10 protein-coding genes and 1 pseudogene are annotated in these 12,866 nt (G+C 71.2%); 3 read left to right on the top strand and 8 right to left on the bottom strand.

Annotation, left to right across the window (positions count from 1 at the left end):
* Nucleotides 1-23 precede the first annotated feature (23 nt).
* Nucleotides 24-1,067, top strand: a complete 1,044-nt coding sequence (locus LE548_RS24200; protein WP_225099051.1) for a glycosyltransferase family 2 protein — start codon at nucleotides 24-26, stop codon at nucleotides 1,065-1,067.
* A gap of 65 nt (nucleotides 1,068-1,132) precedes the next feature.
* Here the strand turns inward: LE548_RS24200 and LE548_RS24195 are convergent, their stop codons facing one another.
* The 4 genes from LE548_RS24195 to LE548_RS24180 form a co-directional block, all read right to left on the bottom strand.
* Complete coding sequence (locus tag LE548_RS24195) at nucleotides 1,133-2,737, bottom strand: LCP family protein (RefSeq protein ID WP_225099050.1); 1,605 nt, start codon at nucleotides 2,735-2,737, stop codon at nucleotides 1,133-1,135.
* A 155-nt stretch (nucleotides 2,738-2,892) separates the two neighbouring features.
* Nucleotides 2,893-4,656, bottom strand: coding sequence for an LCP family protein (locus LE548_RS24190; RefSeq protein ID WP_225099049.1), 1,764 nt, complete (start codon nucleotides 4,654-4,656; stop codon nucleotides 2,893-2,895).
* A gap of 231 nt (nucleotides 4,657-4,887) precedes the next feature.
* On the bottom strand, nucleotides 4,888-6,030 hold the full coding sequence (locus LE548_RS24185; protein ID WP_225099048.1) for an LCP family protein: 1,143 nt from the start codon (nucleotides 6,028-6,030) through the stop codon (nucleotides 4,888-4,890).
* Nucleotides 6,031-6,141: 111 nt separating this feature from the next.
* A complete protein-coding gene (locus LE548_RS24180; RefSeq protein WP_225099047.1) occupies nucleotides 6,142-6,897 on the bottom strand; it encodes a TIGR03089 family protein in 756 nt (251 codons plus the stop codon).
* Nucleotides 6,898-6,944: 47 nt separating this feature from the next.
* On the opposite strand from LE548_RS24180, the pseudogene LE548_RS24175 reads away from it, so the two are divergent.
* Both LE548_RS24175 and LE548_RS24170 read left to right on the top strand, forming a co-directional pair.
* Nucleotides 6,945-7,263, top strand: a pseudogene (locus tag LE548_RS24175) (N-acetylmuramoyl-L-alanine amidase); the annotation flags it as partial.
* Between the two features lie 187 nt (nucleotides 7,264-7,450).
* Entirely contained in the window at nucleotides 7,451-8,533 is a 1,083-nt protein-coding gene (locus LE548_RS24170; protein WP_225099046.1) for a sugar phosphate nucleotidyltransferase, read from the top strand.
* 239 nt (nucleotides 8,534-8,772) lie between these two features.
* On the opposite strand, the gene LE548_RS24165 is transcribed toward LE548_RS24170, so the two are convergent.
* From LE548_RS24165 to LE548_RS24150, 4 genes are all read right to left on the bottom strand, one after another.
* Nucleotides 8,773-9,795: a DNA-3-methyladenine glycosylase gene (locus tag LE548_RS24165; RefSeq protein ID WP_225099045.1), complete on the bottom strand. Its 1,023-nt coding sequence runs from the start codon at nucleotides 9,793-9,795 to the stop codon at nucleotides 8,773-8,775.
* A gap of 90 nt (nucleotides 9,796-9,885) precedes the next feature.
* On the bottom strand, nucleotides 9,886-11,211 hold the full coding sequence (locus tag LE548_RS24160) for a coenzyme F420-0:L-glutamate ligase (RefSeq protein WP_225099044.1): 1,326 nt from the start codon (nucleotides 11,209-11,211) through the stop codon (nucleotides 9,886-9,888).
* Nucleotides 11,208-12,167 (bottom strand): 2-phospho-L-lactate transferase, encoded by a 960-nt coding sequence (cofD, locus tag LE548_RS24155; protein ID WP_225099043.1) that lies wholly within the window; start codon nucleotides 12,165-12,167, stop codon nucleotides 11,208-11,210. The genes LE548_RS24160 and cofD overlap by 4 nt, the downstream gene beginning before the upstream one ends.
* Nucleotides 12,168-12,201: 34 nt before the next feature.
* Complete coding sequence (locus LE548_RS24150) at nucleotides 12,202-12,696, bottom strand: cysteine dioxygenase family protein (RefSeq protein ID WP_225099042.1); 495 nt, start codon at nucleotides 12,694-12,696, stop codon at nucleotides 12,202-12,204.
* Nucleotides 12,697-12,866 lie beyond the last annotated feature (170 nt).

Below are 12,866 nucleotides of genomic sequence, written 5' to 3'. Positions count from 1 at the left end.
GTTCGCGGTAACGTGAGGCCCCTATGAACGCCAAGCCCGACGTGCGACTCCCCGCTGTTTCCGTGATCATGCCCGTCCTCAACGAGGAGCGGCATCTGCGCGGAGCCGTCCAAGCGATCCTCGCGCAGGAGTACGCCGGCGAGATGGAGGTCGTGATCGCCCTCGGTCCGTCCACGGACCGCACGGACGAGATCGCCGCCGAGCTGGTGAAAGAAACTGCGTCCAATGAAAGCAAGCGCGTCCACACCGTCCCGAACCCCAGCGGCCGCACGCCCGCCGCGCTGAACGCGGCGATCAAGGCCTCCCGGCACCCGATCGTGGTCCGGGTCGACGGCCACGGCATGCTCTCGCCGAACTACATCGCCACCGCCGTCCGCCTCCTGGAGGAGACCGGCGCGCAGAACGTCGGCGGCATCATGCACGCCGAGGGCGAGAACGCCTGGGAGCAGGCGGTCGCGGCCGCCATGACCTCGAAGATCGGGGTCGGCAACGCCGCCTTCCACACGGGAGGGGAAGCCGGACCCGCCGAGACCGTCTATCTCGGTGTCTTCCGGCGCGAGGCGCTGGAGCAGCAGGGCGGCTACAACGAGGAGTTCATCCGTGCCCAGGACTGGGAGCTGAACTTCCGCATCCGCGAGGCGGGCGGGCTGATCTGGTTCTCGCCCGAGCTGAAGGTGTCGTACCGGCCCCGGCCGAGTGTGAAGGCGCTGGCCAAGCAGTACAAGGACTACGGCCGCTGGCGGCACGTCGTCGCCCGCTACCACTCCGGCTCCATCAATCTGCGTTACCTCGCCCCGCCGGTCGCGGTGTGCGCGATAGCGGCCGGGATCGTCGTCGGCGCCCTGGTGAGCCCCGTGGGCTTCGTGATCCCCGTCGGCTACCTCGCGGCGATCGCCGCCGGCTCCGTCCCGGCGGGCAAGGGCCTGTCGGTGACGGCCCGGCTGCAGATCCCGGTGGCTCTCGCCACCATGCACATGTCGTGGGGCTGGGGCTTTCTGACCAGCCCGAAGGCGCTGGCGAAGAAGGTCATCGCCTCCCGGCGGCCCGCGGTGCTCAGCTCGCACTGAACCCATCCGAAAAGGCCCCTCCCAGACCGCTGGGAGGGGCCTTTTCGGCTACTGCCCGCAGGGCTTCACCACCGGTAGGGCCCGTACACGTCCATGCACTTCGACGTGTCCGCGCCGTTGACGGCGTCGGTGCCGTCCGGGATGTCCCCGGCCTTCGGCTTCGACTCCTTGGGATACGACGTGCCGGTGCGCCAGTCCGCGCCGACGACGACCGTGACTCCGGACACGTCGGTCGACTGCTTCACCGAACTCGTCGGGATCCCGAGGGCCTTGGCGACGGCCTCGGCGTCGCCCTGCAGGTCCGCGCTCGGGTACTGCACGACCGTCTTGTTTGCCGACTGCGCGCCCGAGGTGTCGGCCGCCGCCCTGGCGTAGCCCGCCTGTACGAGGACGTCGCTGATCGCCGACGCCCGGTGCTGCACGGCGGCCTCGGTCGAGGTCTGCGTGCCGTTCTGCACCAGCACCCCGAGCCGGCCCGGCTCCGTCGAGGGCGTCTTGGCCGGGGCGGGCTTGGCCGAGACCTGCTTCGTACCGGAGTCGCTCGTGCCGCCGTTCTTGTCGAGCGGCACGTCGTCGCGGAGCATCTGCCACAGCTTGTCGGCGTCCGTGGCGTTCGGCACCACGTGGTTCCTGGGGTCCTGCGGGTCCGGGAGGTTGGGCATCGTCACCGACGTGATGCGGTCGGACGGCACCGACTTCATCTCCATGCCCAGGTCGTACAGCTTCTTGACGGTGCCGATCTCCTCGGACACCTTCAGGGACTTGGTGGCCGCCTCGGCCAGGTTCATCAGGCGCCCGGTGTCGGTGAAGATGTTCTGCTGCCGCAGCGTGCGCATCATCGAGTTCAGGTACATGTGCTGGGCGCGGGCCCGCAGGGGGTCGCTGCCCCAGGCGTGCCGGGTGCGCAGCCACTGCAGTGCCTGCTCGCCCTTGACCTTGTGCGTGCCGGCCGTCATCTTCAGCCAGGAGCCGCCGGGCTGGGCCGGGGTCGGGTGGTCCCACACGTTCTGCTTCACACAGACGTCGACCCCGCCGATGGCGTCCGCCATCCGCACCACACCCGAGAAGTCGATCGTCATCCAGTGGTCGATGTAGACCCCGGTGAGGTTCTCCCAGGTGGACAGCGTGCAGCCGGCCCCGCCCCGGCCCAGGGTGGTGTTGATGATGTCGTTCGTCGCCGGGTACGACTTGCCGGTGTCGGGGTCCTTGCACGGGGGGATGTCGACACGGGTGTCCCGGGGGATGCTCACCATGGCGGCGCTCTTGCGGTCCGCCGAGAGGTGGATGAGCATCTGCACGTCCGCGTTCGGGGGGCCGCCGACGCTGGACCTGCTGCCGCCGAGCCTCAGGTTCTCGGCCGAGTTACGGCTGTCCGAGCCGATCAGCAGGATGTTCAGCGGCGTCTGCCCGGCGGCGTTCGGCGCGGTCTTCTGTGCCTTGCCGTCGCCGCTGCTGCGCGCGCCCTTCTGGATGTTGCCGTTGAGGTGCTCGTAGTACAGATAACCGGCGCCCGCCGTACCGAGTATGACCACCGCGAGCACGGTCGCCGACCAGCGCAGAGCGCGCCGTCTGCGCCGCGGCCGGTCGGTCTGCACGCCGCCTCCGCCTCGTCCGCCGCCATGCCGGCCGGAGCCCTCCGCCGCTTCCGAGGACCGCGGCGTGAGCGACATCGTGTCGTCCCCCGCGGGAGCCTCGCCCCGCATGTCTCCCCGCGCGTCTTCCCACACATCGCTCTGCGCCAAAGCTTCCTGCCCTCCCCACCCTCGCGCCATGAAACGGGCCCGTCCCGCGTCGGGTTAGACGCACGACGGGCCCGAAGGGTTACCTATGAGGCGCACTTGGCCTCGCTGGCCGTGGACGCCCCGTCGACCTTCGGTGCCTTCGCCGGAGCGGTGAGCGAGACGCCCGCGCCCTTGAAGTCCTTGCCCAGGGTCAGTGTCATCGCCGGCAGGCCCTGGGAGTTGATCACGCTCTTGCCGGGCTTGAGCGCCGAGCCGGGCAGCCCCATCAGCGCGGCCAGTTCCCGCGCCTGGGCGGCCTGGTCGGGGGCGTACTCCAGCGTGGTGTTCTTCAGTTCCGCCGGTGCGTTGCCCGCGTTCTCCGACTTCAGCACGCCCTTGGAGGTCTGCAGCCAGGACAGGGTCTCCTGCGCGCTGCCCGGCTGGGCACCGCCGTTGAGGATCCGCACCCGTACGTCGGACGGCGCGGACCTGGCGCCGTTGAGCTGCGCGGCCTGGGCGTCCTTCGCCTGCTTCTGCTGCTTCTTCACCTCGGTGAAGGAGACGTCGCTCTTGATGGCGTCGAAGACCTGAGGGGCGGCGGTCTGGTTGACGATGACCGTCTTGTGGACGGCGCCGTCGGCCGGGTTGTCGAGCACGGGCACGGTCACGAAGGAGATGTTCTTCGTCGGGACCTTCTTGATCTCCAGCGCCATGTCCTTGAGGGTGCTGATGCTGTCGATGCCGGTGTCGACGGTGAGCGCCTTGGTCGCCGCCTCCGCGAGGTCCAGCAGCTTCGAGGGGTTGGTGAGGGTGTCACTGGAGGACATCTCACGCATCAGCGAGCCCAGGAACTGCTGCTGGACCTTGATGCGGTCCAGGTCGCCGTGGTTGCCGAAGCTGTGCCGGGTGCGCACGAAGGCCAGGGCCTGCTCGCCCGACACCCGCGACTTGCCCGCGGGCAGCTTCAGATGGGACTCCTTGTCGTTCACCGGGTGCGTGACGCACACCTCGACGCCGCCGACCGCGCTCGACAGGGTCTTCACCGCGTTGAAGTCGGCCATCATGAAGTGGTCCACATGGATGCCGGTGACCTCCTCCACGGTGCGCATGGTGCAGCCCGGGTCGCGGCCGTCCTGGCCGAGGCTGGTGTTGAAGCGCACGTTCTCCGTGCCGGGGATCACCTTGGTGCTGCCGTCCGGCTGCTTCGTCGGACAGTCCGGGACGTTGACGATGAGGTCGCGCGGGATGCTCATCGCGGTGGCGTTCGTCCGGTCCTTCGACACGTGCAGCAGGATGTCGGTGTCCGCGTGCCCGACGCTGCCCTTGTCGCCGTAGCCCTCGTTGCCCTTGCCGGTGCGCTTGTCGGTGCCGATGACCAGCAAGTTGAAGGCCTCGTCCTTGCTGAAGCCCTTGGAACCCGCGTCACCGACGTCGGTCGAGCTGATGTTGCCCTCAAGGTGCTTGAGGTACAGATAGCCGGCGGTGCCGACGGCGACCAGCACGAACGCCGTGCCGCCTGCCGTCCACGCCAGTATTTTCTTCGCCTTCGACTTCTTCTTCGCCGGCCGCCGCGCCGCCCGCCGCCCCTGCGGGGCCTCCGGCTCGCCGCCGCGGCGCCGGGCCGAGCGCGGCGGCGGTACGTTCCCGGCGCGCACCGCGCTCATCTCCCGGGTCTCGCCGGGTTTGGAGTCGTCCCGCCGGCGCGGCGCACCGGTGCCGCCCCGGGAGGCGGGTCTGCGGGGGCCCGGGACCGACGACTGCGGTGCGGAAGTGCTCAGTCGCAGTTCGTATTCGCCGGTGTTCGGATTGAGTACCCACTGGTCGGCGGGGTCGATGTTGTCCGCCCGCCCACGGCCTTGCGCGTCCACGGTTGTCCGAATCCTCCGTCGGGGGCACGCGGCGCCTTCCCCCTCAAAGGCGCTCGGGTCTCGGTGAATCGGTGCACGACCCCCACAGGGACCTCGCGGCGAGGTGCACCGGGTCGCTCACACTATCCGCCCAGTTCAGCGTCGAGCGACGCCGGTGACAAATTCCGCCCCCCTACAACTGGGCAATCCCCCTCATTTTCTGAACGGAAGTCCGGCGCGCCGAGGTGCGCCTCACGCGCAGTCGTGCTCGGCGGCGGTACTGCCGCGGAAGGTCGGCGCGGGGGAAGGCGCACCCCCCGTCCCATTTGTCACCACCACGGGCTGATCGGCCCGCAACCGCGCGAACAGCTTCTCGGCCTCCGGCTCCACGAGTTGGTCACGATTGGTGTCGTAGACGTACGACTCCCTCGGCACCGTCAGGAACTGCACCCGTTCGATGGGGATCGTGCGCAGCCCGCGCACCAACTGGTACAAGCCGCGCAAACTCGCCAGTTCCGGATCGGCGGTCAGCGAGGAGGTCGCCGCGTCCAGCACCGGGTACAGCTTCCCCGGGTTCAGCAGGACGTCACCGCTCTGCATCTTGTTGACGAGCGCGCCGAGGAATCGCTGCTGGCGCTCCATCCGCTCGGTGTCGCTGCCGTCGCCGAGCGACTTGCGGGCCCGCACATACCCGAGCGCCTTTTCCCCGTTCAGCATGACCTTTCCCGCGGGCAGCTTCAGCCGGGCGGCCTTGTCGTCGATGGGTTCGTTCAGACAGACCTGCACCCCGTCGACGGCGTCCACCATCTTCTTGAACCCGCGGAAGTCCACGACCACGTGATGGTCGACGCGGATGCCGGTCAGCTTCTCGACGGTTCGGATCGAACATGCCGAACCGCCCACCGAGAAGGCGCTGTTGAACATCGCGAACACCGGCTCGCTCCGGCTCCCGTCCGCCCGCAGACACGCGGGGATGTCCACCATCAGATCCCTGGGCAACGACACGGCGGTGGCGCTGCGCCGGTTCGCGGCCAGATGCAGCAAGATCGTCGTGTCCGACCGCGCACTGCCCAGATCCCGCCCGTACTCCGCGTTCCCGTCACCGGCCCGGGTGTCGGACCCGATCAGCAGAATGTTCTGCGCGCCCCGCACCAGCGCGCTGGGCCGCTCGGCCTCGTACCGGGCGAGTTCCCGGGCGGCCGGGTCGTCCGGGGTGATGTTGGCATCGAGCTTGGCGTACAGCGCCCAGCCGGTCCCGCCGGCCACCGCGACGGCCCCGGCCAGCCCGAGCGCCACTCCCTGCGCCCACCGCCGCCGACGCCGCCGCACCAGCCCGTCCCCGGTGGCCGAGGCCCCGAGACCGGGACCGGGGGCCCTGTCTACGGTGTCGGTCACGGGCGGGGCACCCCCTCATCGGCGTACGAGCGGAACGTGCTGCTCCTACGACGATGGCGGGAGGAGGGGCGGGTGGCGCCCTCAGCTACTCCAAGTGGGTTACGACGGCGATCACCGCCGTACCGACGTCACCCGCTCGCTCTCGATCCGCTTGGCGAGAGCCTCCTCGTCCAGACGGTCCAGATTCCGGCACAGCACCACGGACCCGCCGGAGGCGAGCGGCGAGAAAAGCCCCGCGCTGAGCCCCTCCCATGTGTCGTACGGCAGCCCCGACAGCATCCGCGACCCGGGCCCCGTCAGCTCCAGCCCCGCCGCGTCGGCGACAGCCTTCTGCGTGACCTCGGCCCCGCTGAACTCCGCCCCGGCGACGATGAGCGCGGGCTCCTCCGGGTCCACCGGAGCGAACGGCGCGAACCGGTCCCCCTGCGCCGGCACTTCCACGGCGTAGTCGACGAACCCGTCCGGCGTCTGCGGAAACCGCCCGCCCAGCGGCCGTAGCGCGAGAGCGACCCGCTCTCCCCGGCACGCCCGCGCCGCGTCCAGCGCGTCCGGCCCGCTGACCACGACGTCGGCCACGGAGGGCTCCCCGCCCACATCGGCGACGGCCCCCACCGACGAACACGCCAGCAGCCACACCGCCGTCTGCCAGTGCGCCGGCAGCAGCAGCGCGACCCGGTCGCCGGGCTCGACGGCGAGGTCGCCCTGAAGGAGGTTCGCCGTCTTGGCCACCCAGTTGGCGAAGGTGGCCACGGACAGTTCGACGCGTTCGCCCGTGGCGTCGTCGTAGAAGGTCACCAGCGGGCGGCCGGGGTCCGCGGCGAGCGCGGAAGCCAGCAGGTCGGCAGGGGTGCGATCGGTGGCGTTCACCCGGAAAAGGGTACGTGCTGCCCTGCGTTCCGCGCCTGGAACCGGTCTCGGACAACAAGTACAGCTGCTCCCGGGCCCCCTCCGCCATTCGCGGTACCCACCGCTACCGCGTCACGAGCATGGGCCGGCGGGACATCGGCTGCAACGCCCTCGTCAACACGTGCGGAACCCTCTACGAGGGCCGGGCGGGTGGTGTGGCGAAGCCGGTCCGCGGGGAAGGACATATCTCACGTCGGGCGGTGGCAACCTCTCCCCGAAGACAAGAGCGTACGACTGAATGTGATCTCCGGCCATCGGGGCGGATTTGCCACTGAGTGCCCGGGCAAGTCCCTTTATACGCAGCTCGGTTCGGCCCCTTCCGCCGCGGAGGATAAAGTTCACCCCTGTCGGCCGGGCGCGCCGGTCTCACACCGTCCTTTTACCGATCTCGTGGAAAACCGCGCGGTCGTCAAGGGCGCCGTCGCTACGGTCTGCATACACTGACCGGCCGAAACCGAAACGAGTGGTACGAGTAGTTCGACCGGTCCCGGCAGGAAGAAAGCAGAGACGACAGGTGACAGAAGCGATCCTCCTGGTCGGTGGCAAAGGCACCCGGCTGCGTCCGCTGACGGTGCACACACCCAAGCCCATGGTTCCGGCCGCCGGCGTGCCGTTCCTCACGCACCAGCTGGCGCGGGCCAAGGCGGCGGGCGTGGACCACATCGTCCTCGCCACCAGCTATCTGGCCGAGGTCTTCGAGCCGTACTTCGGCGACGGCTCCTCCCTCGGCCTGAGCATCGAGTACGTGACGGAGGAGGAGCCCCTCGGCACCGGCGGCGCGATCCGCAACGTCGCCTCGCGGCTGCACTCCGGTCCGGACGAGCCGGTCCTGATCTTCAACGGCGACATTCTGACCGGCCTCGACATCAAGGCCCTGGTCGACACCCACCAGTCCACGGGCGCGGACGTGTCCCTGCACCTGACGAAGGTGGCGGACCCGCGCGCCTTCGGTCTGGTCCCGACGGACGAGACGGGCCGTGTCCTGGCCTTCCTGGAGAAGCCGCAGACGCCCGAGGAGATCGTCACCGACCAGATCAACGCGGGGGCGTACGTCTTCCGCCGCTCGGTCATCGACACGATCCCGCTGGGCCGCCCGGTCTCGGTGGAACGCGAGACGTTCCCGGACCTCCTCGCCGCCGGTGCCCACCTCCAGGGCATGGTCGACTCCACGTACTGGCTGGACCTGGGCACCCCCGGGGCCTTCGTCCGCGGCTCGGCGGACCTGGTCCTGGGCCGTGCCCCGTCCCCCGCCGTCCCCGGCCGCTGCGGCGACAGCCTCGTCCTCCCCACGGCCACGGTGGCCCCCGACGCCAAGCTGACGGACGGCACGGTGGTGGGCGAGGGCGCGTTCGTGGCCGAGGGCGCTCGCGTGTCCGGCTCCACGATCCTCCCGGGCGCCGTCATCGAAGCGGGCGCGGTCGTCACCGACTCCCTGATCGGCAGCAAGGCCCGCGTGGGCGAACGCTCCGTCCTCACCGGCACGGTCGTCGGCGACGGCGCGGTCGTCGGCCCTGACAACGAGCTCCGCGAGGGCGTGCGGGTGTGGTGCGACGCCCACATCCCGGCGAAGGCGCTCCGCTTCTCGTCCGACCAGTAGCTCAGGGGAACCTGGGGGCCGCCCTTGAGGGCTGCGCCCCCAGCCCCCGATTTCCGTCGGGGTCCGCCGCGTGCGTTGTCGTCTGCGGCCGCGCGGGGGCTGCTCGCGCAGTTCCCCGCGCCCTGGGGGGTTGTGCCCCCAGCCCCCGATTTCCGTCGGGTTCCGCGGGCGCGTTGTCGTCTGCGGTCCGGCGGGTGCTGTTCGCGCAGTTCCCGCGCCCCTTCGGGCGCGGGAACTTCTCAGAGCAACCCGATGTCCACCCGGGGCATCTTCGGGGCACGCCGAGCCGGTACCTGACCGCTCAGCAGGATCAACCGAGCCGCACGATGCCGCTGCCCGGCATACGGCTCAAGCAAGCGCAGCATCTCCGTGTCGTCGGCATGCCGGTCCCCCGCCAGCGCCCACCCCACGATCCCCGGCAGATGCAGATCCCCGACGGTCACCTCGTCCGCCGCCCCATGACTGCGCTGCACCACCTCCGCCGACGTCCACGGCCCCACCCCCGGCACGACCTCCAACCGCGCCCGCGCCTCGACCGCCGGCATCCCCACCGCCTGCTCCAGCCGCGCAGCGACCCGTACGGCCCGCAGAATCGTGGAAGCCCGCTTGTCGTCGACCCCCGCCCGGTGCCACTCCCAGGAGGGAATCAGGGCCCACGTCCGCGCCGCCGGCATGACCCACATCGGCCGCTCGAACGCCCCGGCGGGCCCCGGCGCCGGCTCCCCGAACCTCCGCACGAGCAACCGCCACGCCCGGTACGCCTCGTCGGTCGTGACCTTCTGCTCCAGCACCGACGGGATCAACGACTCCAGCACCAGCCCGGTCCGCGTCAGCCGCAGCCCCGGCCGCCGGTGCCGCGCCAGCGCCACCACCCGGTGCCGGGGCACGAACGCCTCCGGATCGTCGGCCGCGCCCAGCAACTCGGGCAACTGGTCCAGCAGCCACTCGGCCCCCGGCCCCCAGGCCGCACCGCACACCTCACCGCCGTACGCGCGCACCCGCAGCGTCCCCGGCCCGGCGGGCGTGCGGCAGGCCCGCCACACGGAGCCGTCCGGTGTGGCCCGGAACGTGGGGTCGGCCGGCCCGCGCCGCAGCGGTCCGAGCACCAGCCCGAGATCGAGCGGCCCGTCCGGCACCCACCGCCGTACCCGCGCGGGCGCCGCCGCCTGCCGGGGTATCCCGGCGGCTGCCCCCGTCGGCACGCCGACATGCCCGCCGCGCACGGTCGTGCGGGTGGGCCGCTGAGGGAAACGTCCTGCCACGAGTGAGGTCCAGAGAGAGAAGAGGGACAGGGAGCCGAGGGATGCGTCCCTACGAGACTAGGCGTTCGCGGCGGAACGCATACGGCGAACTCACCGCACCTCGATGAACGCCGCCGCGTCCCGCTCCGGCCGAGGACGCGGTTCCTCCGCCGGATGCCCGACGGCTACCGCACCCATCGGCTCCCACTCCGCCGGCAGGTCCAGCACCTCGCGCACCACGTCCCGGCAGAACATCGTGGACGACACCCACGCCGACCCCAGCCGCTCCCCGGCCAGCGCGACAAGGAGGTTCTGCACGCCCGCGCCCGTCGCGACGACGAACATCTCCCGCTCGGCGCTGTCCCGCCGCGCGTCCCCGTAGTGGTGCGAGCCGTCCATGACCAGGCACGGCACGACCAGATACGGCGCGCCCCGCAGCACGTCGCCGCGGCGCACCCGCTTCGCGATGGACTCCTCGCTCTTGCCGTCCCGTCGCAGATCGGCGATCCAGGCGTCCTGCATCGCGTCCAGCAGCCGGGTGCGGGACTCCGCCGACTCCAGCAGCACGAACCGCCACGGCGTGGTGTGGTGCGGCGCCGGTGCGGTCGCCGCCGCCGCCACCGCGCGCCGTACCGCCCCGGGGTCCACCGGCTGGTCGGTGAAGGCCCGGACCGTACGCCGCTGGGTCACCGCCTCGCGGACCGCCTCGGAGGTGCCGAGCCGGAACATGTCGCTGTGCGGGTCGCGCACCAGCGCCCGCGCGCCCTCCTCCTGCTCCCCGCCGACGACATGGGGCAGTCCGCGCACCACGGCCACCGGCAGGCCCGTCGCCTTGCCCTTGACCAGGTCTCCCGCGGCGGCCAGTTCGTCCGCCGTGGCCACGATCGTCGCGCTGAGCGGATTGCCGTACGCGTCCGTGCCCCCGCGCAGATCGTCCAGCACGCGCACGCCGGCGGCGCCGATCGCCACGTCCGTGAGCCCCGAGCGCCAGGGTCGCCCGAAGGTGTCGGTGACGAGCACGCCCACGTCGACACCGAGAGTGGCGCGCAGGCCGTCGCGGATGGCGCGCGCGGACGCGTCCGGGTCCTCGGGCAGCAACAGCACCGTGCCCGCGGGGGTGTTGGAGGCGTCGACCCCGGCAGCGGCCATGACCAGGCCCTGCCGGTTCTCCACGATGCGCAGCGTGCCGCGCCGGGCCACCACCCGGACCGTCTCGGCGTCGATGGCCGCCTCCCGGTCGGCGGCCTCCATGATCCGGCCCTCGGCCTTGGAGACGATCTTGGAGGTGACGATCACCACGTCCCCGTCGGCCAGGCCCGGCTCGGTGGCGGCGATCAGCTTGGCGAGGTCGTCGCCCGGCTGCACCTCGGGGATGCCGGACAGGGCCCGGACCGTGTACTGCGGATGCGCCGTGGGTTCCGGGCGGTCCTCGCTCACGCTCCCCGCACCTCCTCGGCCAGCGCCAGCGCCTCCCGCGCCATCTGCGCGGCCGCTTCGACGTCGGTCATCATCAGCGGTACGGCCCGGCAGCGGATGCCGTCCGCCTCGACCCGCTCGACCGCGCCCGCGTCCACGGTGTCGACCAGCCAGCCGTCCAGCAGGCCGGAGCCGTAGTGCTCGGCGACCGCGGCGGCCGTGGACTCCACACCGACCGCGGCGAGCACCTTGTCCGCCATCCCGCGCACGGGCGCGTCCCCGACGATGGGGGACAGGCCCACCACCGGCACGCCCGCCTCCGCGATCGCCTCCCGGATGCCGGGCACGGCGAGGATGGTGCCGATGGACACGACCGGGTTGGACGGCGGGAAGAGGATGACGTCCGCCGCCGCGATGGCCTCCAGCACGCCGGGCGCCGGCTTGGCCTGCTCGGCGCCGACGGGCACGATCGCCTCAGCCGGGACCTCGGCGCGCAGCCGTACCCAGTACTCCTGGAAATGGACCGCCTTGCGCTCGCCGTCCACGTCCACGGCCACGTGGGTCTCCACGCGGTCGTCGGTCATCGGGATCAGCTTCACGCCCGGCTGCCAGCGGTCGCACAGCGCCTCGGTGACCGCGCTGAGCGGATAGCCCGCGCCGAGCATCTGCGTCCGCACGATGTGCGTGGCGAAGTCCCGGTCGCCTAGGCCGAACCACTCGGGTCCGACGCCGTAGGCCGCCAGCTCCTCCTTGAGACGGAAGGTCTCGTCGGCCCGCCCCCAGCCCTGCTCCTCGTTGATGCCGTCGCCCAGCGTGTACATCACCGTGTCGAGGTCCGGGCAGACCTTCAGCCCGAAGAGGTGGATGTCGTCGCCGGTGTTGCCGATCACCGTGATCTCCGCGTCCGGCACGGCCCGCTTCAGACCGCGCAGGAAACGGGCACCGCCGATGCCGCCTGCCAGAACCACAATGCGCATGGGGCCAAGTGTCGCAGGCGGGTACGACAACGCGTCAGGCAGTCACCGGACGAGCTTCGCAGTGCGGGGAGGTGTGCATCGGCATCTGGGTCAGGCCCGGGTGGTACACGTGCAGGCTGACCGCCGGCTCCAGTGCGTCGTTGACGACCTCGTGGACGTACCCCGGCGCGAACACCCTCTGTGCGCCCGCCGCCAACGCGCGCGTGCCGCGTTCCGTGCGCTCGGTCAGGGTGCCCTCCAGGACGGTGAGGACACCGGAGGAGCGGCCGTGGTCGTGCAGCCCGCTGCCCTGACCGGGCACCCAGCTCAGCAGCCACACCTCGTAACCGGGACCGGTGCGCAGCCGGTGGTACCAGCGGGTCGTGGCGTCGTAGCGGACGAGATGGGCCCACTGGGAGCGGTCGGCGGCGATCGCGCGCGCGAGGCCCACGAACTCGGCCACCGTGACAGGGTGCTCGCGCGGCGGCTGGAGCAGGTGCGGGACTTCGAGGATGTCGCCGGCGATCTGGAGGTCGTTGTCGCTGTTCATGGGGTGCGGTGGTTCCTCAGTGAAAGAAGGCCAGAGGGAACGGAGAACACGAACCGCGTCACGGGGGACACGGCTCACAGCCGGAGCGAGGTGTGGCTCAACAGCTGCAACAGCGACAACAGCTACAGCGGGACCGGGCAGCACCGAGGGACCCGGCGGTGCGGGTCGAG

This window comes from Streptomyces sp. CoH27, assembly GCF_020181035.1.
In the GTDB taxonomy this organism is placed as follows: domain Bacteria; phylum Actinomycetota; class Actinomycetes; order Streptomycetales; family Streptomycetaceae; genus Streptomyces; species Streptomyces camelliae.
The sequence above is the reverse complement of the archived record's forward strand: the minus strand, read 5'-3'. Positions and strand labels throughout refer to the sequence as shown.